The organism is Celerinatantimonas sediminis (genome assembly GCF_046054195.1).
Classification (GTDB): Bacteria; Pseudomonadota; Gammaproteobacteria; order Enterobacterales; family Celerinatantimonadaceae; genus Celerinatantimonas.
Map to the genome: position 1 here is coordinate 51,796 of NZ_JBEQCS010000018.1, position 21,736 is coordinate 73,531.

22 protein-coding genes are annotated in these 21,736 nt (G+C 43.7%); 9 read left to right on the top strand and 13 right to left on the bottom strand.

Annotation, left to right across the window (positions count from 1 at the left end; translation table 11 throughout):
- Positions 1 to 173: 173 nt before the first annotated feature.
- The 5 genes from ABTQ23_RS17250 to queF all read right to left on the bottom strand — a co-directional run bounded on the left by ABTQ23_RS17250 (position 174) and on the right by queF (position 7,312).
- Positions 174 to 962 (bottom strand): 5'-3' exonuclease H3TH domain-containing protein, encoded by a 789-nt coding sequence (locus ABTQ23_RS17250; protein WP_408616998.1) that lies wholly within the window; start codon positions 960 to 962, stop codon positions 174 to 176.
- Positions 955 to 2,325: a nucleotide 5'-monophosphate nucleosidase PpnN gene (ppnN, locus tag ABTQ23_RS17255; protein WP_408616999.1), complete on the bottom strand. Its 1,371-nt coding sequence runs from the start codon at positions 2,323 to 2,325 to the stop codon at positions 955 to 957. The genes ABTQ23_RS17250 and ppnN overlap by 8 nt, the downstream gene beginning before the upstream one ends.
- A 161-nt stretch (positions 2,326 to 2,486) precedes the next feature.
- Positions 2,487 to 4,025: a GGDEF domain-containing protein gene (locus ABTQ23_RS17260; RefSeq protein ID WP_408617000.1), complete on the bottom strand. Its 1,539-nt coding sequence runs from the start codon at positions 4,023 to 4,025 to the stop codon at positions 2,487 to 2,489.
- Positions 4,026 to 4,226: 201 nt separating this feature from the next.
- Positions 4,227 to 6,461 carry a tetratricopeptide repeat protein gene (locus ABTQ23_RS17265; RefSeq protein WP_408617001.1) on the bottom strand — a complete coding sequence of 745 codons (2,235 nt, stop codon included), beginning with the start codon at positions 6,459 to 6,461 and terminating at the stop codon, positions 4,227 to 4,229.
- A 2-nt stretch (positions 6,462 to 6,463) separates the two neighbouring features.
- Positions 6,464 to 7,312 carry an NADPH-dependent 7-cyano-7-deazaguanine reductase QueF gene (queF, locus tag ABTQ23_RS17270; RefSeq protein ID WP_408617002.1) on the bottom strand — a complete coding sequence of 283 codons (849 nt, stop codon included), beginning with the start codon at positions 7,310 to 7,312 and terminating at the stop codon, positions 6,464 to 6,466.
- Between the two features lie 61 nt (positions 7,313 to 7,373).
- Between queF and syd the strand changes: the two genes are divergently transcribed.
- Entirely contained in the window at positions 7,374 to 7,931 is a 558-nt protein-coding gene (syd, locus tag ABTQ23_RS17275) for a SecY-interacting protein (RefSeq protein ID WP_408617003.1), read from the top strand.
- A gap of 49 nt (positions 7,932 to 7,980) precedes the next feature.
- Here syd and ABTQ23_RS17280 read toward each other — a convergent pair whose 3' ends face one another.
- From ABTQ23_RS17280 to ABTQ23_RS17295, 4 genes are read right to left on the bottom strand one after another with little or no spacing between them, the layout of a single operon-like run.
- Positions 7,981 to 8,751: a Zn-ribbon-containing protein gene (locus ABTQ23_RS17280; protein ID WP_408617004.1), complete on the bottom strand. Its 771-nt coding sequence runs from the start codon at positions 8,749 to 8,751 to the stop codon at positions 7,981 to 7,983.
- An 8-nt stretch (positions 8,752 to 8,759) separates the two neighbouring features.
- A complete protein-coding gene (locus ABTQ23_RS17285; RefSeq protein WP_408617005.1) occupies positions 8,760 to 9,035 on the bottom strand; it encodes a hypothetical protein in 276 nt (91 codons plus the stop codon).
- Entirely contained in the window at positions 9,035 to 9,394 is a 360-nt protein-coding gene (locus tag ABTQ23_RS17290; RefSeq protein WP_408617006.1) for a DUF3301 domain-containing protein, read from the bottom strand. The genes ABTQ23_RS17285 and ABTQ23_RS17290 overlap by 1 nt, the downstream gene beginning before the upstream one ends.
- Positions 9,387 to 10,421, bottom strand: coding sequence for a DUF3549 family protein (locus tag ABTQ23_RS17295; protein ID WP_408617007.1), 1,035 nt, complete (start codon positions 10,419 to 10,421; stop codon positions 9,387 to 9,389). The genes ABTQ23_RS17290 and ABTQ23_RS17295 overlap by 8 nt, the downstream gene beginning before the upstream one ends.
- Positions 10,422 to 10,585: 164 nt before the next feature.
- On the opposite strand from ABTQ23_RS17295, the gene ABTQ23_RS17300 reads away from it, so the two are divergent.
- The 3 genes from ABTQ23_RS17300 to ABTQ23_RS17310 all read left to right on the top strand — a co-directional run bounded on the left by ABTQ23_RS17300 (position 10,586) and on the right by ABTQ23_RS17310 (position 12,277).
- Complete coding sequence (locus ABTQ23_RS17300; RefSeq protein WP_408617008.1) at positions 10,586 to 11,119, top strand: DUF6795 domain-containing protein; 534 nt, start codon at positions 10,586 to 10,588, stop codon at positions 11,117 to 11,119.
- 101 nt (positions 11,120 to 11,220) lie between these two features.
- Complete coding sequence (locus ABTQ23_RS17305) at positions 11,221 to 11,541, top strand: YqcC family protein (RefSeq protein ID WP_408617009.1); 321 nt, start codon at positions 11,221 to 11,223, stop codon at positions 11,539 to 11,541.
- Positions 11,525 to 12,277: a pseudouridine synthase gene (locus ABTQ23_RS17310; RefSeq protein WP_408617010.1), complete on the top strand. Its 753-nt coding sequence runs from the start codon at positions 11,525 to 11,527 to the stop codon at positions 12,275 to 12,277. The genes ABTQ23_RS17305 and ABTQ23_RS17310 overlap by 17 nt, the downstream gene beginning before the upstream one ends.
- Before the next feature lie 61 nt (positions 12,278 to 12,338).
- Here the strand turns inward: ABTQ23_RS17310 and ABTQ23_RS17315 are convergent, their stop codons facing one another.
- The 4 genes from ABTQ23_RS17315 to map all read right to left on the bottom strand — a co-directional run bounded on the left by ABTQ23_RS17315 (position 12,339) and on the right by map (position 17,486).
- Positions 12,339 to 12,716, bottom strand: coding sequence for a DUF3461 family protein (locus ABTQ23_RS17315; RefSeq protein ID WP_408617011.1), 378 nt, complete (start codon positions 12,714 to 12,716; stop codon positions 12,339 to 12,341).
- Positions 12,717 to 12,952: 236 nt separating this feature from the next.
- A complete protein-coding gene (gene dapD, locus ABTQ23_RS17320; RefSeq protein WP_408617012.1) occupies positions 12,953 to 13,990 on the bottom strand; it encodes a 2,3,4,5-tetrahydropyridine-2,6-dicarboxylate N-succinyltransferase in 1,038 nt (345 codons plus the stop codon).
- 19 nt (positions 13,991 to 14,009) lie between these two features.
- Positions 14,010 to 16,637: a bifunctional uridylyltransferase/uridylyl-removing protein GlnD gene (glnD, locus tag ABTQ23_RS17325; RefSeq protein WP_408617013.1), complete on the bottom strand. Its 2,628-nt coding sequence runs from the start codon at positions 16,635 to 16,637 to the stop codon at positions 14,010 to 14,012.
- A gap of 36 nt (positions 16,638 to 16,673) precedes the next feature.
- Entirely contained in the window at positions 16,674 to 17,486 is an 813-nt protein-coding gene (map, locus tag ABTQ23_RS17330) for a type I methionyl aminopeptidase (protein WP_408617039.1), read from the bottom strand.
- Positions 17,487 to 17,801: 315 nt separating this feature from the next.
- Here map and rpsB point away from each other — a divergent pair, with 315 nt between their 5' ends.
- The 5 genes from rpsB (at position 17,802) to uppS (ending at position 21,734) form a co-directional block, all read left to right on the top strand.
- Positions 17,802 to 18,536, top strand: coding sequence for a 30S ribosomal protein S2 (gene rpsB, locus ABTQ23_RS17335; RefSeq protein WP_408617014.1), 735 nt, complete (start codon positions 17,802 to 17,804; stop codon positions 18,534 to 18,536).
- A 98-nt stretch (positions 18,537 to 18,634) separates the two neighbouring features.
- Positions 18,635 to 19,510, top strand: a complete 876-nt coding sequence (gene tsf / locus ABTQ23_RS17340) for a translation elongation factor Ts (RefSeq protein WP_408617015.1) — start codon at positions 18,635 to 18,637, stop codon at positions 19,508 to 19,510.
- Between the two features lie 81 nt (positions 19,511 to 19,591).
- Complete coding sequence (gene pyrH, locus ABTQ23_RS17345; RefSeq protein WP_408617016.1) at positions 19,592 to 20,344, top strand: UMP kinase; 753 nt, start codon at positions 19,592 to 19,594, stop codon at positions 20,342 to 20,344.
- A gap of 1 nt (position 20,345) precedes the next feature.
- Positions 20,346 to 20,903 carry a ribosome recycling factor gene (frr, locus tag ABTQ23_RS17350; RefSeq protein WP_408617017.1) on the top strand — a complete coding sequence of 186 codons (558 nt, stop codon included), beginning with the start codon at positions 20,346 to 20,348 and terminating at the stop codon, positions 20,901 to 20,903.
- Positions 20,904 to 20,969: 66 nt separating this feature from the next.
- The gene (gene uppS, locus ABTQ23_RS17355) at positions 20,970 to 21,734 is read left to right on the top strand and encodes a polyprenyl diphosphate synthase (protein WP_408617040.1); all 765 of its coding nucleotides are present in this window, start codon (positions 20,970 to 20,972) and stop codon (positions 21,732 to 21,734) included.
- Positions 21,735 to 21,736: the final 2 nt, after the last annotated feature.

Consider the following 21,736-nt stretch of genomic DNA (forward strand, 5'->3'; position numbering starts at 1 on the left):
TGTTGTCTGATGTTAGCGTAAAACGTAGCTCATTTCGCCTTTAAAATCATGAGATCTATATCGCTTTGTGCTCGATAACATAAGTTATGATTTTATTGTGTCAAACAACCTAACTGTAAATGAAATGTTTTTCAACTGACTCGATAAAAATCGGGCCAATGCAAAAGGTCTGACTATGATGGACGATTTATATAGCGTAATTGTCTGAGATTAAAGCCAAGAGGGAGCGAAGTTAGCAGTTGCATTAACCGATAGGTTAGCTGTGCGTCAGCGCGATGCTTTAGAATTTTATCAATGGCTTTATCTTGGCCTTGAGGCAGATTTAATAGCGTTTCAAGACTGTGGTATTCGTTGATAAGTTTAGCTGCTGTTTTGGGCCCAATGCCAGGCACACCAGGCAGATTTACGCCGCTGTTGCCAGTTAGCGCCCAGTAATCAACTAGCCATTGACTGGGCAACTGGTAGCGTTTTAGAACATCTTGTGGGGTAATTTTGTGATGTTTGAAGTAGTCGTAAACCGCAATGCCCGGTTTGTCTAATAACTGCCAGTAGCCATGATCAGTTGAAACAATGACGGTTGGCAAAGAGCGAGCCGCGGCTTTACTGGCTAAGGTGGCAATTAGGTCATCGGCTTGAATGTCGGGATTGAGCAAAGAGTCGATGCCTTGTTCAAGTAATTTATCCTGAATAATCTCAAGTCCTTGACTTAAGTGCTCTGGCATTATGCTGCGATTAGCCTTATAAGCTGGATAAAGGCGATTGCGCCAATCATCGCCTGAGCGCTCAAATACCGCGACAACATGGCTTGGGTTAAACTGGGCCAATAATTTATTCACTCCATTGATGGTTGCCGCAATGGTCGCTTTAAGACGTTCCTCATCGTTGTGATATTGCTTAAGTGAAATCGCATCTAATCGTCTGATTAAATTCAAAGCATCAATGATTAACAGCTGTTTATTCACGCGATTCCTTAACGATGACCTGATAACACGGTTCGTAATGGCTACCTGGTAGTTTCATTCGATGCTGATTGATAAAGTCTTTTAGCAGCGCATCGAGTTGACTCATAATTTTGGGCTCGCCATGGATTAAAAATGGCCCTTTCTCTTCAATCGCTTTAATTCCCTCGTCTTTGACATTGCCGGCGACGATTGCTGAAAAGGCGCGCCGCAGATTAGCTGCAAGCTGCTGGGGTGGTTGATCTGGATATAAATTTAACTGACTAACATTTTCATGGGTTGGACTAAATGGCTGCTGGAAGATGGGATCAATTTGCAAACTCCAGTTAAAGGAGTATGCATCGCCCATTGCTCGACGAAATTCTTTAATTTTTGGCATCGCCTGTTTGATTATGCGCGCCACTGTTGGCGCATCATCAATAATGATTTGATAATACTTGCGGGCTTTTTCACCGAGTGTCATTTTTATAAACGCGTCAATTGAGCGAAAGTATTGTTCACTGCTTTTCGGGCCGGTTAGGATAACAGGAATCGGTTGGCGCGCATTAAATGGGTTCATCATCACACCAAGTAAGTAAAGCAGCTCTTCTGCGGTTCCTGCGCCACCAGGGAAGATAATAATAGCGTGGCCTAAGCGCACAAATGCTTCTAATCGTTTTTCGATATCGGGTAGGATGACGAGCTCGTTGACAATGGAGTTTGGCGGCTCTGCGGCAATGATGCTTGGCTCTGTTAAGCCAATATAACGCCGGTTATTAAAGCGCTGTTTGGCGTGCCCAACCGTTGCACCTTTCATTGGGCCTTCCATCGCACCAGGACCACAGCCAGTGCAAACGTTGAGTTCGCGAAGCCCCAGCTCTGAACCTACCTGATGCGTGTAAGCGTATTCTTCTTCGTTGATAGAGTGTCCGCCCCAGCAGACGACTAAATTGGGATCGCTGGCAGGATGAATGGTGCGGGCATTGCGCAAAATAGAGAAAATCAGATTGGTGATGTGGGCTTGGCTGGTAGGGTCAAAATAACTTTCTTGCTCCAGCTGACTGGATACATAAAGAATATCGCGCAGCACGCTAAAGAGATGTTCCTGAATACCGCGAATAATCTCGCCATCGACAAACGCATCTTCTGGTGGATTGAGCAGCTCTAATTTTACTCCCCGTTCGCGACTGAGTAAGTTAATATCAAAATTTTCACAGCGATTGAGAATATCTCGGCTCGAGTCGGTGTGAGCTCCCGAGTTTAAAACTGCCAAAGAGCAATTGCGATAGAGTTGATACAGTTCACTGGACGCGGTGCGAGTTAACTGGCTAACTTCCAACTGGGACAGCAGATTCATGCTGCCAACAGGATTAACGTAAGTAATCATAATCGACCCAATAGTTATCGGTAACGTGCTGATAAATGATTTTTAGATAAATCTCTGGTTGCTACCTTTACTCAAATGAAGAGCGTGGTTATCAAGCATACTCTGTGTAATTCTTATCTCAGAGCTTTCAAGTCTAACACCTGTTGGTAAAACTGCCAGTTTTAGAGAATCACATTGGTGTGATTAAGCCCTTGATTTTTAGCTTCATATAGCGCTTGGTCGGCTCGTTCAAAAGCATCGAGTAACCGATCATTATCACGAAACAAGGTCGCACCAATCGTTGCGGTGATGGAAATTTGCTGTTGCTTGAAACGAAATGGCAAACTGGAGATATGCTCACGGAGGTGATCAAGGGGTAGATGTAAATCTTCGGCATTTATTTTTGGCATCAATAAGACAAACTCTTCACCGCCAAAACGTGCGAGAAAATCTGTATCGCGTAGTGAACTTTGCAGTGCTCGGGCAATGACTTTTAAAGCTTTATCACCGGCTAAATGACCAAACTGATTATTCACCGCTTTGAAGTGGTCAAGGTCAATGATTGCTAAGCCTAAATCATAACCATAACGGCGCCAGCGCTTAAACTCCAACTCCATGCGTTCATCTAAGGCACTGCGATTATAAATTTGCGTTAGCTTATCGATAAATAGCTGTTGTTTTTGACTAGTGATCTTTTGTTGCTGCTCAGTTGATTGTTGGCGGAGCTGATCGAGCTGGTTATTGAGGTTTTGCAATTGTAACGTTAAATCTTGGAACTGGGCTTCCAGCTGTTCATTTTGCTTAAACAGACTTCCCATCTGGATAATGCGCTGTTGCATCAACTCCTTCGCGTATTCAAGATCATCAACATCTTTTAATTCAACGCCCATATTCAGCACTTGTCGCTTGAGCGTTTTATTTTGGACGCTGTAGCTTTGTTGCAGCTGTTTGCTTAAGTCAACATTTTGACCGAAGCTTTTATCCATATGCTCCAAGTCTTGATTCAGTGATAGTAAGTATTCTTGGGTTTGTTTTCGCTCTTCACGAAAACCATTTAACATCAGTTGAATGACGCGTTGGCAAATGCTTGGGATCAATTCTGGTGCAACGCCATCAAGCAGTTGATTGCGAATTTTGCTTAGCTCTTCGTTGGTTGATTTTTCAAAATCCAACTCACTGATAATGCATTGCAGTTCATCACAAATTCGCTGATGTTGCTTATCATCTAATAAACTGTGTTTGGGAATGGCAGCCTTTTGCTCTGGTTCCTTGGCAATTTGCTCGATGCCGCCGGGTTTGTTCGTTAGTGCTTGGTGATAAAACTCTAGAATCGAGCCTAATCGCGCTATATTTTCTTGATAAGAATAAGGGGCTGACTGGCTAGTAAATTCTTTGAGTTGTTGGCGAAGTTTAGGCGGCAATCCGTTAATATTCTGCAGTTTATCGGTTGCTGTGTTGGCTAGAGCTTGAAATTTTAGAAGATCGTTTTGGCCGTTTTTTCGACAAGTCGATTCTAATCGCCGGGTAATATTCTCAACGGCGAGATGAATTTCGGACGACGATGCATTTTGATCGATTTTTTGGCGCAATTCAGCTAAACGATTATCCAGAGCTAAATCGAAACCCTTGCTGATGACACTAAGCCGATAAAGCAACATATATGATGCTTGTAAGGCCTCACCAGTGTTGACTACGGTTGTAAATTCAGAATCACTACTCATACCAGATTATAACTTTATAGCTGTTTGGGCTTATCAACGGTTTGTTTGAGTGCTCTTTTCATTGAATAATTTGAGCATCATGAATCACTTATATCACGCAAACAGCATACCATGCGATAGTTACAGAACAAAACAACTCAAATTTATTATTTAACTCACTGATTTTAGGCGTCTATGCAGTTAAAAACTGTTCATCATTGTTTACATTGAGTGTTGAAAAGAGCTGATAACATCTTTTTTATCAGCATTGGTGCTCAGCTTGACGAGTCCTTTGTGCACCGCTTCTTGAATATCGTCATTGATATGGCCAGATTGAAAAAACGCCGCTGGAGAGCAGTGCAGAGCTTGCAGCAAGACCCAGTGATGCTTATGTGTTTTATAGGTTTGGTTGATTGCTGCTTCTAATGCTAAATGAGCAATTTCAACGATACCTAAATCGTCTATCGCATCAGGTGCTTTCACCAAAAATGGTGTTGTACAGCAACCTAAGGCAACCCTTTGATGCAGTTGTCGACTCTGGGTGAACTGGCTAATCACATCCAGCAACTGAATGCATAATTGTTCAGCTGATAGCTCTTTGAGCGGTGTGATAAACAAATAACTTGGGCCGCCTAAGTGACAGGCTAAGAAATGTTTGCCTAAGTGATGATAAATATGGTGCGCAAATGAGGTTTCAAGCTGTTTACGTTGCTCAAATCCACCTAACTGATTTTGGAACATCTCACCACATAAACGGATGAGCATGATTGCATGTTCGCCACTTGGGTTTAGCCCCTGTTGCATCGGATAGTGGTGTAACTGACGAAGTAATGCCAATGGCGACTCAGCTGTTTCTAATGATGGCCAACCCGTGCGCGGATGATAATACAAGCGATCGGTTAACTCTCGACCTCGCAACATCGATTTTCGCAGTCGTAACCGAGTCCCTGCCCAAATCAACAGCAGGAGCAGACTCAATATGATGAGAATGACAATCAGAATTCGTCTGTCACCACTTTGCACTTTGAGCATCTGGTTTGCTTCATTTAGCTTATTCAGCTGCTGCTGTTGTTCAATAAATTGATAATGGTTATTCAACTGCTCAGTATTTTGCACAGGCAGTGTGGATTCTTTATTTTCATGCAGCTGATGAAACAGTTGATAGTGTTTCAGCGCAAGATCGTATGCACCGCTTTGTTGATAAGCTTTGGCTAAAAGTTGCTGAACTTGGGCGGCAATATCTCTTAACGCTAAGCTATCAGTGAGCTTTTCTGCTTTAGTGAGCTGCAAAATCGCGATGGCAGCCTCGTTATTATCTAGATGCAAATGAGCCAGAGATAACAGAGTTTTACTTAACCAGTGAATACTCAGCGGATTTTGGAAAGCATGACGGGCCAGTGATAGATGCGTAAGTGCTCGCTCCGGGTCATTAATGGCGATGTAGGTTTGTCCCAGCCAGTAATTAACTTTGCCACTGAGTAGATTGTTGTGTACTTGTTCAGCTAATGTTTGGGCATTGAGGTAGTTGACCAGAGCCAGATTATAATCGTGCATTTTGCGATAAATATGTGCAAGCTCAGAGATACTATTGGCCTGCAAAATGGTGTTATGCAGCTGCTGAGCGGCACTAATTGCAGTTTGCTGATAACCAATTGCTTTCGTCCACTGTTTTTGTTGCTGATAAATCAAGCTAATTGCGTGATGGAGGTGATTTCTCAAATAATAAGCGGCATCACTTTGGGAAGAGGCATAGCGAATCGCTTCTGTATAATGGCTCAATGCCAACTCAGAACGATTGAGCTTTTGATAATAAACCCCTTGCCAAACTTGGGCCCAGCCCAAGAGCATTGGAAGGTGACTCACCAGAGCAATATGCAGCGCTTTGTCCAGCAGCGGTTTAGCTTGCTCCAATTGATGGGTAGCTAATGCCACTTGAGCTCCTGTTAGAGCAAGCTCAAAACGCAACGTAATAGGAAGATGGGCGCTATCTTTGCCAGAGAGCTGAACTGCTAATTTAAGTGCTTCTGGCGCTTTTTTTACAAGCTCAGGTTGTTTGAGTAATAACTGTGTAAGAATCAGATAAGAGCGAGTTTGCAGCAGTGGTGATGAGATCTGTTTGCCTAATTCTAGCGCTTTTGTAATATGCATTTGCGCTCTCGAATAGCGCTGTGCCATGTTGGCACACAGTGTTGCAACTTGTTGAATATAAATCTGATTGGTGAGCTGATGCGCATCTAGCTGGGATTGTGTTAAATGAATTTGGCTAAGCTGATTTTCAAGGCGTGCAAGACAGCGGTCTGGATCGCGTAGCATCATTTGCTGATCGCTTTGCATCGTATCGGGCAGAGGAATAATGCCAATTCCATAAGCCAGACAAGGAGAAGCTATCAGACACTGGCACACCAGTAAGAAAAACCAACTAAGGTGGAGTTGTCGTATCAGATAACTTATCTTCATAATTATTGTCGAATGAGCCGATGATGATCTGCTTTGGTCTCAAAATTACTGCGAAACGGGTTAATATCTAAACCGCCGCGGCGCGTATAGCGAGCTTCAACAGTTAATTTTTCGGGCTTGCAGTAACGTTGAATATCCATAAATATGCGCTCGACACATTGCTCATGAAACTCGTTGTGACGACGAAAAGAGATAATATAACGCAGCAGCGCTTCGCGGTTAATTTTCGCCCCTTGATAGTGAATGCAAACACTACCCCAGTCAGGTTGACTTGTCACCAAGCAGTTGGATTTTAAAAGATTGCTGTAGAGTGTTTCAGTAACCTGTTGATGAGAGTCAGTTGCATTTTCAAGCAATGAGTCGTCAAAGTGATAGTCGCTAATGCTAATATCGAGCTCATCGAGACTTTCGCCAGAGATTTGGGCAATATTCACCGAGCTCTCAAGGCTATGAATCTTGACAGTAACAGGCCCTTGTACACAGTTTTGTAGGTCATTGGCAATTGTTTGGCGAACCGTTTCAAGACTGTCAAATGCCGTCTGATTAAAACTATTAAGATAGAGCTTAAACGATTTAGACTCGACTAAATTAACTGAAATCGCATCGATAAATGCCTCACCAATTGCAACTTGCGGTTTGCCTTTAGGGTTCAGCCAAGACAGCTCATACATATTCCAGCGATCATAGCCTTGAAAAGGTAGTGGTGCGCTCAAGTTGAGTTGGTCGCGATTGAGCGAGCGGGGCACCGCCTGCAACAACTGGGGTTGATAATGTTCTATATAGTGACTTTTTTGTCCTAAAGCTAACTGAGCTAATTGCGGAGCATTTTGATAATCTGCTGATTCAGCCATAGTAATTACGATTGGTCTAAGTTAGGCTTAAGTGTAACTGAATCAAGAACGAAACTCATCTATGACACTGATGAACGAGCAACAAAATACGATTGATGCACTTGACCAATTGATCTCTCGAGCCGAGCGATATTGGCAGAAAGTTGGATATCCGCAGGTTGAATATGATGACCAATGGCCATCGCCATGCCAATGCAGTGATATTTCCCATAATCGGATCTGTTGGCATCCGGTACTGCGCGAAAAGCCACTGGATTTAAAAGCCACTGAAGATGCATTGGATTTGAGTTTCCATCCAAGTGTGAAGGTTTTTTATAGTCGCTATTATAGTGAAACAATTAGTGTGCGTTTTGAGGAGCAAAATTTTGCACTGGTGCAAGTTTGGAACGACGATGATGGCATGCGTTTACAAGAAAACCTCATAGCGCATATTTTAATGAAACGGCGCTTAAAACATCCTGAAACACTCTTTATTGCTTCAGCTGAAGATGAGATGCAGATTGTCAGTGTCGTCAATCAAACTGGTGAAGTTATCCTAGAAACGCTCGGGAAAAAACAAGATAAGTTGCTTTCTCCCTCGCTTGGGGAATTTTTGGCGCAATTAAGCGTTACAAATTAGGAAGTGTTTTTATTGGCGCATTATCGATAAAGCTTAATAAGTGCCAGCGTTACTTAAAATCCCAAGAAATATTCGAGACCACACGGCAATGGTCGCAGCGAAAATCAAACAGCTCATGCAGTGGCGCTTCTAGCTGCCAGTTGCCGCCGCAAATTGGACAGCGGCGGCTGCGCTCTTCATCCAAGCTGGTTCCTCCTACTCGATATAGATACAAATAAGTCGGTTTATTGCTGACATAGCTAATCCGGCGGCTTAAATCCCAACCGCGTTGAAACAAGCGCGTTCCTGGCTCACTCATCTGCTCGACGCTTTGCGTCTCTAGAATCGAACCATTCATTTGCAGTTGATCGCACGCACTCCAGTCTTCTTGCCATTTGATAATTTGCCGTTGGTCGCCGTTGGCAACAGATGGAATGCGATATAACGGAATTGGCAAAAAACGCTCCATAGAGCGCAGCGGCGAACAGCTATGAATAAAGCTGGTATAGAGGATCATTGCTTGTGCATCATCGCCACTTTCACATTCATCAGAAAAAAGCTCTCGACCCAGCTCTTTGATTTTAGGTCGCAAGATATTAGCTTCACTGAGTTTCGCCATGGCATGGCTGACTTGTGGTGAATAAAAGTGCGAATGCAACGCGTCATGCTCTGGGGTTACCACATGGCAGCTAAACGAGCCATTCTCAAGTGAGCAGGGAAATTCTCGGCCCAATATTTGGCCGTTATAGCGAAGCGCATCCAGTACATCCATGATGGCATGCTGAGCACTGTCAATTGTGGTGTTGTCAAAACATTCAAAAGTGAGACGTTGCTGATACATGGATGGCTCTAACGGGACTTATTTTCAAGAAGGGCGATTCGCTCAAGGAGCTCACTTTGCGTTTTTTCTAATTGCTCAATGCGTTTGACTAAGCTTGCAAGGGTTGGCTCTGAAGCATCAGGCGTGTTTATCTCTAACGGTTTGCTTGGCGCACTTTTTAGTGCGTTGATTAACACCGGCAGCGGATAAGACTGGCTCAATTTAGCTTTAAGCTGTGCCAAAGTAGGTTTCTGCCCTTGTTTGGCAAACTCATTTAAAACCTGGCGAATTTCATTTTGTGACATTAAGAATCCTCATCCGGTGCTGGTAATTGTGCGCGATTATCACTGATTGGCGGATTTTGTGTGATGCTTAAATCAGGATAGGGCGGCATTATAAACTCATAACCGGCGCGACTTAACCATAAAAAGCCGCTATATCGATGTTGCGGCACATTGGTAAATTCAAACCGATACTGAAATGTCAGCTGCAGTTTTTTCAGCATCGTCAAATTAATGCCCGCATAATGCACATCTAACAATTGCAGTTCAAGTTTCGCGCAGTGACGAAAAATAAGCTGGCGAGCTATCTCTGCTTGCTGGCGATGGCGCCAAAATAGAGCGCCTAAAATGAGTAGGCCAAATAGCGCAAAAACACTAGCCATGAGTAGATTGAATCAGTTGCCCAATAGCTTCTGCTAGCTCATTACTGCGCTGTGGGTCACGTAAGCGACTCAGCACCTGATTGCGCAATGACGGGATGGCGACAAGATCGGCAAACAGTTGATTAAAGAGCATCTGATCTTTAACTTTTGCCAGCTGGTTGAAGAATAACCGATTGAGCTGTTCATCTTCTAGATCGCTCCAAAGGCGTCCGGCAATGGCTACAAATAACTGTGGATCGCTGGAGATTTCGAGCTGTGCTTTAAGTGCTTTTTGGCGCAGTGCTGTTTGTGGGCTCGAGGCCATAGCTCTGAGCAACAGATAACTTAATTGTGGCCGTTCGTTGAGCCATTTTGCATGTAGCTGACACAACTTATGACACATCTTTTGATCAAGACTTTGATGTTCGAGCAATTGGGCCAGATGAACCCAAAGTTGGTCATTTAGATGCTCTAAAGCATGGGCCAAGCGCTGGCTATTGTCTTCTCTATCAAGTCTTGCAACAACATCGGCTAAGCCTTGTAGAGCGATTGATGTCCAGTTTTCCCAGCCTAGCTCTCCGGCTAAATAAGATTGCGCGTGTTCATAATAAGCAGAGGCCGGCAGGTCTAAATCGACTTTTAGACGAGCATTAAAATAGGCTTGTTTCTCTTCAACTGGGCGAAAAATACAAGGATTACTGGCCAGCGCTTTGGCTTGTTCTTCACTTGGCTGCTTGCTTAAGTCGTGCCCTAAAATAGTGACAATTAAGTGTAAAAACTGATCTCGAGCCGCCAGTTTGATAAAACCTAACTCATCGACAGGAAATTGTAAAAACCAAATATAAGGTGTCTGTGGTGTCTTTATCGACCAGAAACATAGTGCTAAGCGCGCGTGTCCTGCGATGGGAGCCGGATAGGGACGAGCGGCTGTTTCCATGGCATAAAATGCCTGAGTATCGATAGGCGCTATTTTTCGGCCCATGTCATAAACTTTAAACTGGCTGCCTGCCAGAGTTAGGATTTCGCTGAGAGTTGAGAGCGCTTTCATAACCACTAAGATAGATGAGTTTGGGCCATTATAAGCAATCTTGGGCAAAAAAAGTATGTGTGTAAATCAGCGGGGTTTAAACCTGTCGACTCAGAGTGTGCCAGGTTATTTGCATCACTGCGTTAACTTGTTAAACTTTGCCGCGGATGTTAAAGGAGCTGCGAATGAACCCGTTTACTTCGGTTAAACTGCTGAGCCTTTGCACTTTAACGATGTTGATTACGCTACCATTTTCTTCTTTGGACTCGAATGCTATGGCGCTGTTTACCAAGAAAGTTCCTATTTATTTGTCGCCGCAAATTAGTGGGGTGATTAAAAATCAAGGTGAACCGCTGGCCAATGTTGAACTAGAGCGCTCTATTTATTTAAATTTTACGGGTGATTATTACATTGATAAAACCCGAAGTGATGCGCAAGGGCGATTTAGTTTTGCTCAAAAAACTCTTGAGCTTAAAAAGCCTTCGGATATGGTGACGGTGGTGAAGCGTCAGGAACTTTATGTTAAATATGAAAATAAACCAGTCTCTATTTGGTTTATGAATATTCACACACTCAACCCTGTCAATAAAATAAGCCAAAAGCTTCAAGGTTTGGATTGTGACTTAGCTCATTCAGAGCAACAATTTGATTTTAAAGATAGCAAATACCCAGCAAGTACGTTTTCAGTGATGACTCGTTGCCGATGGCATGATAAGTAATGTCCGTCATAACGATGTTGATATTTTTCATCACCATCAACGTTTGCATCCAATAAACACCGTTACATTTCGTTGTAGTTATGATTAATCCAGAGAAATAAATGGCATCTATTCACCTTCAGATTCAGCAGCAACTGATTAAGCTCGAACAGCTTCTTAAAGCCCAAGAACTATGGCAAGAATTTCCACCAAGTAGCGAAGAACTGTCCAGCGATAAACCGTTTGCCGTAGATACGCTGCGCTTAGAGCAGTGGCTACAATTTATTTTTATTCCACGTTTTCAAGCATTACTTGAGGCTAACTTGCCTCTTCCACAAAAGATGGCAATCGCGCCTTATGCGCAGGAAGCCTTTAAGAATTATGCTCAGCCAACCGCTGAAATCGAGCAGTTACTTGAGAAAATGGATGGATTATTTAACTGACGGCTCGGAATATGAGGTTGAATCGATTCCTGAGCAACTGCCTGTTTTGTATGCAGATGAGCATTTAGTGGCTGTTTATAAACCCGCTGGTTTACTGGTTCATCGAAGTCCGATTGACGGTGAAAAAAGCCGCTTTGCAATGCAAATCGTCCGAGACCAACTAGGTCATTATGTTTATCCGGTTCATCGTCTGGATAAACCAACCAGTGGCGTATTATTGCTGGCGCGTAGTTCATCTGTGGCTTCGTTAATGATGCCGATGTTTGCATCAGGTCAAGTGAATAAATACTATGAAGCGATTGTGCGAGGATTTATTTGCCAGCGGCAAGTGCTTGATTATGCGCTAAAGAATGAAGATAACCCACAGGCTGAGCCTAAATCAGCCATCACCGAGTATTGGCCAGAGCGTTTTGCCGAGCTGCCAGTAGCGACAGGGCGCTATCCAACCAGCCGTTATAGCTGGCTGAAGATTTGCCCTAAAACTGGTCGACGTCATCAGATTCGGCGTCATATGCATCATATTTCTCATCCGATCATCGGCGATACCACGCATGGTGATGGTCGTCATAATCGCTTGTTTCGCTCGCAAGAATGGCCAGGATTATGGCTTTTGGCAAAAAAACTGATGTTTACTCATCCAGTCAATCAGCGTGATGTTGTCATTGAATTAGATTACCCGCAGCGTTGGATGAGAGTTCAGCAGGAACTTTTTGAACGTTATCCGGTAATGATGTAGCCAGAGCTATGGCGTGTTAAGTAGATGTTCAGTGAAGCTGAACATCTACTCGAAGGGGATGTTAGAGCTTTTTGAGATCTTGCTCAATTTCAGCAATTTTGCTGGTCACTACTTTTTCTAAATGGCGTAGTTCACTTAAAATTTTCTCTTTAGTGACTTGTTCTTGCTGTTCTTTTTGAGCTAGCTGATCGAGTTCTTGAACGATATAACGTAATTCAGGACTAATTTCTGAAACTTCTCGGTATTCGCCAGTACCACCGTTGACCAGTACCGTTTTGTGCTGACGAGGAAATTTAAATTTCACACTCTTGGCAAATAGATCGCCTTTATCTTTTTGATAGTAAATTTTGAGGATATCAGCAGCGGCTTCTTGACGCAGAGTATATCGTTCAATTTTTTCAGGATAAATAACCCCGATCGATTTTAAATTTTCGTACATCTTAGACTCCTCAATTCTACTTTATAAACAACATTAACGACAAACCAGATTTGGTTTTAAAGTGTTTTGACTGAGTGTTAATCATAGTGTAAATCAACCAAAAATTATCCTTTTATCTACAAAAATTTACTAAAAAATAACTTGTTAGCGGATGATTACCATTATAAAAAGTGGCAGATCATAAAAAAGCAGGCATAAAAGCCTGCTTTGTCAAAATCACTGATTAAATCAGTTGATTAGTTATGGCTGTGCAATTCGCTATTTAAGCTAATGGCACTTTTGTTCGTCAGACATTCAATGGTTCCGCTCTGGCTGTTACGACGGAACAATAGATCAGATTTGCCTGCTAATTCGCGTGCTTTTGCAGTCCCTGCTGGTTGTTTGTTTTCATCAATCAGCGTGACTTTGGTCCCTGCGGTAATATAAAGACCTGATTCAATTGTGCAACGATCGCCCAATGGGATCCCGGTACCGCCGTTAGCGCCAATTAGGCAGTTTTCACCAATAGAAATTACTTCTTTACCACCACCACTTAAAGTTCCCATGGTTGAGCAACCACCGCCAAGGTCAGAGTTATTACCAACTGTTACCCCTGATGAGATGCGTCCTTCAACCATGCTGACGCCCAAAGTTCCGGCGTTAAAGTTACAGAACCCTTCATGCATGACCGTGGTTCCTTCGCCAAGATAAGCGCCCAGACGAACGCGAGAGGTCGCAGCGATACGAACCCCTTTAGGAACCACGTAATCAGTCATTTTAGGGAATTTATCGATAGAGCGAATATTGAGTGTTTCGCCTGCTAAACGAGCTTTAAGTTGATAATCTGCAACTTCACTAGGATCGATAGGTCCCTGATTGGTCCAAGCAACGTTTGGTAAGACAGCAAAAATACCGGTTAAATCCAATCCGTGAGGTTTGACTAAACGATGAGACAACAGATGAAGCTTCAGATAGCCTTCTGGAGTTGATTGTGGTGCGCTATCAGTTGCTAAAACGGTTAACACAGCGCTTTTATCTTGTGCGCTGCGAGCGGCAAATTGTTCAGCAAAGGTTGCCCAATCGCTGTTTGGTGCACTGTTAGCAATCGCCTTTAGCGCGTCGTTAGTTAATTCAATCGCTTGGTTAGCGCCAGTGTAACCTGCTGCATCTAGGATTGGTTGTACCGCTTGGATTTCTACATGCACTTGTGGTGCTGGATAAAATACTTCTAACCATTGGTTTTGGCTATTTTTACTACCGATCCCAAGGCCAAGGCTAAAAAGGGTTGTGCTCATCAAAGTCTCCAGAGTTTGGTTAACGTGTTTGCGAACGGACTTCTTGATCCAAACGCTGCTCTAGCAACGCTTTTAATTGTTGCTGTTCTTGTTGATTTAAGCGAGTGCGATCCTCTTTTGAGATAATAAAGAGATCTTCGGCACGCTCGCCAATAGTGGTAATTTTTGAGCCCTGAATCGAATAATTAAGCGATTGCAGAACGGCTCCAACGCTGGCTAAAAGGCCAGGTCTGTCTAGCGTAATCAACTCCATTAGGGTTCGATTACCACGGGTTGGTAAAAACTCAACATGAGTTGATACCGAAAATTGTTTAATCTGCCGCGAAAGTGGCCGTGGTTCAAGGGTTGCCGGTCGGCCAAAATGCAACATCGTAATTAGACTTTCTTTAATAAGATGTTGCCGCTCTGGCGTAATCGGGGTGCCATCCGGTTCAAGAACAATGAATGTATCTAATACATAACCATCGCGGCTGGACATAATTTGTGCATCGTGAATGTTGAGATTTTTCTGTTCCATCTCGTTGGCCACCGATGCAAATAGATGCGGAATATCGCGATTATAAATAAATATCTCTGTGCCACCACGGCTTGAGCGACGACTGACCAATACCAGCGGTTGGTCATTACTGTGTCCCCATAGGTATTCACTATGCCAAGCAATTTGTTCCGGCGTGTGGCGCAAGAAATAGTCAACTCGGAAACGGCGCCAAATCGAGTCGATTTGCTGTTTGGAAAAACCGCGCACAAGCAATAATTCCATCGCGTTATGCTGTTTGTCGCGCACCAGCCCTCGCAGATCAACAGGGTTTTCTAAACCGCGACGCAGCGCTTTTAGCGTTGCTTGGTAGAGCTCGCGCATCAGCGCGCCTTTCCAACTGTTCCACACTTCATCATTAGTGGCACAAATGTCGGCAACTGTTAAACAGAACAGCATATCCAGATGGCGTTCATCACGGACTAACTGGGCAAATTCACTGACGACATCCGGGTCGTAAATATCGCGGCGCTGAGCGGTCACCGACATCACTAGGTGATTTTTTACCAGCCAACTCACGGTTCGAGCCGATGGTTTACTAAAGCCATGATGAAGACAAAAAGCCTCAGCTTCAATTGCGCCAAGCTCACTATGGTCACCATGGCGACCTTTTGCAATGTCATGAAATAGTGCTGCTAATAGCAATAGATCGGGGCGCTCTAATCGGCTATAGATTTCACTGGCTAACGGAAAAGACTGATGAAATTCCTGTCTTGGGTAATCATGAATGTGTTTTATTAAGCGATGGGTGTGTTCATCGACGGGATAGGCATGAAATAGGTCAAACTGCATTTGTCCGACGATTCGATTCCAAGCCGGGAAATAAGCAGCTAGGACTCCATAGCGATGCATTAATGTAATTGCTAATCCACAGATATGGGGATGTTTTACCAACTGACGGAATTTCTTGCGGCACAGTTCATACTCTTCTAAATAGCCATCTTGTTGACGCAGAGCCTCTCGTAACTGACGAAGCGTCGAGGAGTAGACGCCATTGATCTGTTCGTTATCGGCAATCAGTAAAAACATCTCGAGAATTTGCTCAGGATGATTCGCAAATAGATGGTTGTCGCAGCTATCTATTAAAGTACCACGTAAGATGAAATTACGGTTAAGTTGGCGAACATCAATAGCGGTGTTACCTAAAATCGCTTCATTAAACAGCTGCAATAGCATTTCGTTCAGTTCGCTGACGCGGCGAACGGTCTGAAAAAACTGTTTCATGAGCTGTTCAACGGGCTCGTTTCGCTCGCCTTCATAGCCCATGGCTTTGGCCACTGAAAGTTGGCGATCAAAGAGTAAGCGGTTGTCTGCTTTATTTAACTGCAAGTGCAGGGCAAAGCGAACTCGCCAGAGAAAATCTCGGCAGTCTTCAAGTTCCTGATATTCTGAATCGGTTAAAAAGCCATGTTCAGCCAGAGCCTTAAGCTCGCTTGAACCAAAGTGTTTACCAGCAACCCAAGCAATGGTTTGAATATCGCGCAATCCACCAGGGTTGGCTTTTAAATCGGGTTCCAGCGAATAGGCGGAATCTTTGTAATGGCTATGACGATTTTGTTGCTCGGCTTGTTTTGCTCTAAAAAAGTCGGCAATAGGCCAGAACAGTTCGCTGTTAACCTGTTCACTGAGTTGATGATAAAGCGGTTCATTACCGGTGATGAGGCGTGATTCAATCAAGTTGGTGGCAATGGTGATGTCTTGTTTTCCTAACTCAAGGCACTCACTTAAGGTTCGAACGCTCTGGCCAACATCAAGTTTGATATCCCATAAAAAGGTAATAAAGTCCGATAGTTGTTGCTGCGTGTGCGCATCTAACGTCGTCGGAATTAATATAAGAATATCAATGTCTGATTTGGGATGCAGTTCACCGCGTCCATAACCACCCACGGCAATCAAACTCAAGTCACTGCGACGATTGAGCTCAAAATGCTGCCAAATCTGGGTTAACAAATTATCAAGCTGTGCGGCTCTGGCTTTCACCAGTTCAGTGACCGCAAGCCGTTTGTCAAAGCCATCTTGGAGCCATTCTAACTGCTTGGACAGATAATGTTTACAGTTGGGAATGGTTATTTCGCTCAGCTGCATAGTGAGCAATTCATCGCCAGCATTCATAACCGCTTTATCCTTTTTGCTTAACGTACACTGTGATTAGCTGTGGTGAATTTCTCGGGGAAAATCTTCATCACTACGTAGTGTTAATACCTCGACACCATCATCAGTGACTAATAAAGTGTGTTCCCACTGAGCTGAAGGTTGGCCATCTTTAGTGGTCGCTGTCCAGCCATCTTTTTTGTTCACTTTACATTTATAAGTTCCGGCATTGAGCATTGGCTCAATGGTAAATGTCATACCCGCTTTAAGACTCATACCGGTCCCCGGCATTCCATAGTGAAGCACCTGAGGTTCTTCGTGGAAACCTTCGCCAATCCCATGACCACAAAAATCACGGACGATAGAAAAGCCTTGGGGTTCGGCTACCTGTTGGCAGGCCGCTCCAATATCGCCTAGAGTTGCACCTGGACGAACCAGCTTAATCGCTGCATAGAGCGACTCTTGAGCTGCCTGACAAAGTTTGCGTTTTTGCGGCGTGGTTTCGCCAACGATAAACATCGCAGAGCTGTCCCCATGATAATTGTCTTTAATCACGGTTACATCGATATTTAAAATATCGCCTTCGCGCAGTTTCTTAAATGATGGAATACCATGGCAGACCACTTCATTTAAGGAAATACACACGGACTTAGGATAGCCATGATAGTTCAGCGGCGCAGGAATAGCTTGTTGCTCATTGACGATATAGTCGTGACAACGCTGGTTGAGCTCTTCGGTGGTGACACCTTTTTGAACATACGGTGCTATCATTTCTAAGACATCTGCGGCCAGTTTGCCGGCTATACGCATTTTTTCAATTTGTTCGGGAGTTTTAATTAAGTTTGTCATTGCGTTTAAGTACCACTTCAGCTTGCTTTAACCGATATTAACATATCGCTACCCACTTGATTGTGGCAGTGTACCCGATGCGCTTATTAAGTTGTAGTCAACAAAGGCGATAAAAGGGCTTTAACGTTAAGATTTGCACTTTATCAATGCCTATGAATATGGTATAAAACGCGCCGGGAAATGTGACTTAATAATAAGTCATAAAAAATCCCTAAATAAACGTGTTTTTTAATTTATAACACACACACATCGAGACCTGCTCCGGGGTGCTGCTTTGAATGAGTAGTCGGTCAGTGGGGATGTGTGGAGGCCTAACCCCATAGAGGAAAAGAGATTATGGCAAAAGTATCAATGCGCGATATGCTGCAGGCTGGTGTTCACTTCGGTCACCAGACTCGTTATTGGAACCCAAAAATGAAACCGTTCATCTTTGGTGCTCGTAACAAAGTTCATATCATCAACCTAGAAAAAACACTGCCATTGTTTAATGAAGCAATGGATGTTTTGAGCAACTTAGCTTCTAAAAAAGGCAAAATCCTGTTTGTAGGTACTAAACGTGCTGCAAGCGGTGCTGTTAAAGAAGCTGCCAGTCGTTGTGACCAGTTCTATGTAAACCACCGCTGGTTGGGCGGTATGTTGACTAACTGGAAAACTGTTCGTCAGTCAATCAAACGTCTGAAAGATTTAGAAGCTCAAAGCCAAGACGGAACTTTTGAAAAGTTGACCAAAAAAGAGGCGTTGATGCGTACTCGTGAAATGGAAAAACTGGAAAAAGGCCTTGGCGGTATCAAAGATATGGGTGGCCTGCCAGATGCGCTGTTCGTGATTGACGCTGAACATGAAAGCATCGCTGTTCGCGAAGCAAATAACCTGGGTATTCCAGTTATTGCTGTTGTTGATACCAACTCAGATCCAGATGGTATTTCACATATCATCCCAGGTAACGATGATGCGATTCGTGCTGTTAAACTTTACCTGGAAGCTGCTGCTGATTCGATTCTGGCTGGTCGTCAGGAAGACTTGGTTGTGCAAGCTGAAGAAGATGGTTTCGTTGAAGAAACTGCGGAGTAATAAGGAATTTTAATCCCTTATTAACCAAACCCAACTTGTTGGTTAACAGGGGCCTAAAGGCCCCTGTGTTTTATCCGAAACGACAGAGGATTTAACAAATGGCAATTACTGCTGCTTTGGTAAAAGAACTGCGCGAACGTACTGGCGCAGGTATGATGGATTGTAAAAAAGCCCTGACTGAAACTGATGGTGATATCGAGCTTGCGATTGAAAACATGCGTAAGTCAGGCCAAGCAAAAGCGGCTAAAAAAGCTGGCCGTGTTGCTGCTGAAGGCGCTATTTTTGCAAAAGTTGCAAATGGTGTAGGTACACTGGTTGAGTTTAACTGTGAAACTGACTTTGTTGCTCGCGACAAAAGTTTCCAGGCTCTGGGCGAAGAAATCGCTACAGTTGCACATGATGGTAAACTGAACGATGTTGCCAAGTTGCTTGAAACAACACTGCCTAGCGGTGAAACTGTTGAAGTTACACGCGCTAACTTAGTTGCTAAAATCGGTGAAAACATGACTGTACGTCGTGTTGTTAGCGTTGAAGGTGACAATCTGGGTGCATATGTTCATGGCGGCCGTATCGGTGTTATCACTGTACTTAAAGGTGGCGATGAAGAGCTGGCTAAAGACTTGGCAATGCATGTTGCAGCGGCAAGCCCACAGTTCGTTAAACCAGAAGAAGTTCCAGCTGAAGTTGTTGAAAAAGAAAAAGCAATTCAGATTGAAATCGCGATGAACAGTGGTAAACCTGCTGAAATCGCTGAGAAAATGGTTGTTGGCCGGATGAAAAAATTCACTGGCGAAATCAGCTTAACTGGTCAAGCTTTTGTAAAAGATCCTTCAGTGAGCGTAGCTCAGCTGCTTAAATCTAAAGGAGCAGATGTTGAAACATTTGTTCGCTTGGAAGTTGGTGAAGGTATCGAAAAACAAGAAGAAGATTTTGCTGCTGAAGTTGCTGCCCAAATGGCTGCTGCTAAGAAGTAAAATTTCTGCTATCGATGGTTGTGGCAGGTTGCCTGCTACAACCTTTTCTATGTCCCCCATGATTAAAGAGATACATAAGCGATGAGTATCAACCCCAAACCCGCATATCGACGAATTCTGTTAAAACTTTCTGGTGAAGCTCTGATGGGCAGCGAAGGCTTCGGTATTGATCCTTCCGTATTAGGCCGTATGGCACTGGAAATTAAAGAGCTGGTAGAGTTAGGCGTTCAAGTGGGATTAGTTATCGGCGGCGGTAATTTATTTCGTGGAGAAGGTTTAGCTAAATCGGGTATGAATCGCGTTGTGGGTGACCATATGGGGATGCTTGCGACTGTGATGAATGGTTTGGCAATGCGTGATGCCCTCGATCGAGCTTATGTTAATGCGCGACTGATGTCAGCAATTGAGCTGACCGGTGTCTGTGATTCCTATAACTGGTCTGATGCGATTAGCAATCTCAAAGGTGGTAAAGTGGTTATTTTCTGTGCGGGTACCGGAAATCCATTTTTCACAACTGACTCTGCTGCGTGTCTTCGCGGGATTGAGATTGAAGCAGATGCTGTTCTTAAAGGAACCAAAGTTGATGGTGTGTATGATAGTGATCCGGCTCAAAATCCAGATGCTAATTTATACCAAGAGCTTTCATATACTGAGGTTCTCGATCAAGAATTAAAAGTTATGGACCTTGCAGCTTTTACTTTAGCGAGAGATCATGGATTACCAATCCGGGTGTTCAATATGAATAAACCGGGTGCCCTGAAGCGTGTTGTCATGGGACAAAACGAAGGTACAGTTATTCATAAAATGGCCGATTCGCTTGGCGAGGACAAATAACGTGATTAAAGACATTAAACAAGATGCGCGCGAGCGCATGGAAAAAAGTATCGATGCGCTCCGTAGCCAGATGGCTAAGATCCGTACCGGTCGTGCGCACCCAAGCCTGTTGGATAGTATTAGCGTTTCTTATTATGGTAGTGATACACCGCTGAACCAGGTGGCGAATATCGGGACTGAAGATTCTCGTACGCTGACGGTTACTGTTTATGATCGCTCTGCGATTCAAGCAGTTGAAAAAGCAATTCTGACCTCTAATTTAGGATTGAATCCATCTTCTGCAGGTGCGGTTATCCGTATTCCTTTGCCACCTCTGACTGAAGAACGTCGTAAAGACCTTATTAAGTTGGTGCGTGCTGAAGCTGAGCAAGGTAAAGTTGCGATTCGTAATATCCGCCGTGATGCAAATAGTTCAATTAAAGCATTGCTTAAAGATAAAGAGATCAGCGAAGATGAAGATCGTCAAGGACAGGACGATATTCAGAAAGTTACTGATGAGTTTGTGAAGAAAATTGATGAACTCCTAGAACGTAAAGAAAAAGAGTTAATGGAAATTTAATTAATATTTTCCGTGGCTAGCGCCGCGCCACTGCGCGCGGCGTTTCTATTTATGGGGTACAACTATATGAGCGCTAGCGAGTCAGCTGACCATGTATCGGGAGCTTTCCCTCGCCATGTTGCGATAATTATGGATGGTAATGGACGCTGGGCTAAGCAGCGGGGAAAACTAAGAATTTCCGGGCACAATGAAGGTGCCAAGACTGTTCGTAAAATAGTAAAAAGTGCATCAATTTTAGGGATTGAACAACTCACTTTGTTTGCATTTAGCAGCGAGAATTGGCGTCGTCCAGTTGACGAAGTCAATAATCTGATGAAGCTGTTTATGAATGTATTGCAGCGTGAGAGTAAAAGCCTTAACAAAAATAATGTCCGGTTACGGATTATCGGTGGTCGCAGTGAGTTCTCTTTAGCTTTGCAAAAGAAGATGGCATCAGTTGAAGCGATTACTGCCCATAACAGCGGACTAACATTAAACATTGCAGCCAATTATGGTGGTCGGTGGGATATTACCGAGCAGATGCGGATTCTTGCCGAGCAGGTGAGCCGTCATCAATTGCAACCCAGCGATATTAATGAAACGTTGCTTCAGCAGTCATTTATGCAAAACAGTGTCGGTGATATTGATTTGATGATCCGCACCGGTGGTGAGCATCGGATCAGTAATTTTCTTATTTGGCAGTTGGCTTATGCCGAATTATATTTTACTGAAACATTATGGCCTGATTTTGATGAACAAGCCTTCAGTGAAGCGCTTGCCTCCTATGTTCAACGCGAACGTCGATTTGGCTGTACGAGCGAACAAATTCAGCATTTAATTAGTGCAGAATAACA

Excerpts from the sequence above, each read along its gene's own strand:
- ppnN (WP_408616999.1), bottom strand. The coding sequence starts at position 2,325 with ATGATTACTTACGTTAATCCTGTTGGCAGCATGAATCTGCTGTCCCAG.
- ABTQ23_RS17260 (WP_408617000.1), bottom strand. The coding sequence starts at position 4,025 with ATGAGTAGTGATTCTGAATTTACAACCGTAGTCAACACTGGTGAGGCC.
- ABTQ23_RS17265 (WP_408617001.1), bottom strand. The coding sequence starts at position 6,461 with ATGAAGATAAGTTATCTGATACGACAACTCCACCTTAGTTGGTTTTTC.
- queF (WP_408617002.1), bottom strand. The coding sequence starts at position 7,312 with ATGGCTGAATCAGCAGATTATCAAAATGCTCCGCAATTAGCTCAGTTA.
- syd (WP_408617003.1), top strand. The coding sequence starts at position 7,374 with ATGACACTGATGAACGAGCAACAAAATACGATTGATGCACTTGACCAA.
- ABTQ23_RS17280 (WP_408617004.1), bottom strand. The coding sequence starts at position 8,751 with ATGTATCAGCAACGTCTCACTTTTGAATGTTTTGACAACACCACAATT.
- ABTQ23_RS17285 (WP_408617005.1), bottom strand. The coding sequence starts at position 9,035 with ATGTCACAAAATGAAATTCGCCAGGTTTTAAATGAGTTTGCCAAACAA.
- ABTQ23_RS17290 (WP_408617006.1), bottom strand. The coding sequence starts at position 9,394 with ATGGCTAGTGTTTTTGCGCTATTTGGCCTACTCATTTTAGGCGCTCTA.
- ABTQ23_RS17295 (WP_408617007.1), bottom strand. The coding sequence starts at position 10,421 with ATGAAAGCGCTCTCAACTCTCAGCGAAATCCTAACTCTGGCAGGCAGC.
- ABTQ23_RS17300 (WP_408617008.1), top strand. The coding sequence starts at position 10,586 with ATGAACCCGTTTACTTCGGTTAAACTGCTGAGCCTTTGCACTTTAACG.
- ABTQ23_RS17305 (WP_408617009.1), top strand. The coding sequence starts at position 11,221 with ATGGCATCTATTCACCTTCAGATTCAGCAGCAACTGATTAAGCTCGAA.
- ABTQ23_RS17310 (WP_408617010.1), top strand. The coding sequence starts at position 11,525 with ATGGATTATTTAACTGACGGCTCGGAATATGAGGTTGAATCGATTCCT.
- ABTQ23_RS17315 (WP_408617011.1), bottom strand. The coding sequence starts at position 12,716 with ATGTACGAAAATTTAAAATCGATCGGGGTTATTTATCCTGAAAAAATT.
- dapD (WP_408617012.1), bottom strand. The coding sequence starts at position 13,990 with ATGAGCACAACCCTTTTTAGCCTTGGCCTTGGGATCGGTAGTAAAAAT.
- glnD (WP_408617013.1), bottom strand. The coding sequence starts at position 16,637 with ATGAATGCTGGCGATGAATTGCTCACTATGCAGCTGAGCGAAATAACC.
- rpsB (WP_408617014.1), top strand. The coding sequence starts at position 17,802 with ATGGCAAAAGTATCAATGCGCGATATGCTGCAGGCTGGTGTTCACTTC.
- tsf (WP_408617015.1), top strand. The coding sequence starts at position 18,635 with ATGGCAATTACTGCTGCTTTGGTAAAAGAACTGCGCGAACGTACTGGC.
- pyrH (WP_408617016.1), top strand. The coding sequence starts at position 19,592 with ATGAGTATCAACCCCAAACCCGCATATCGACGAATTCTGTTAAAACTT.
- uppS (WP_408617040.1), top strand. The coding sequence starts at position 20,970 with ATGAGCGCTAGCGAGTCAGCTGACCATGTATCGGGAGCTTTCCCTCGC.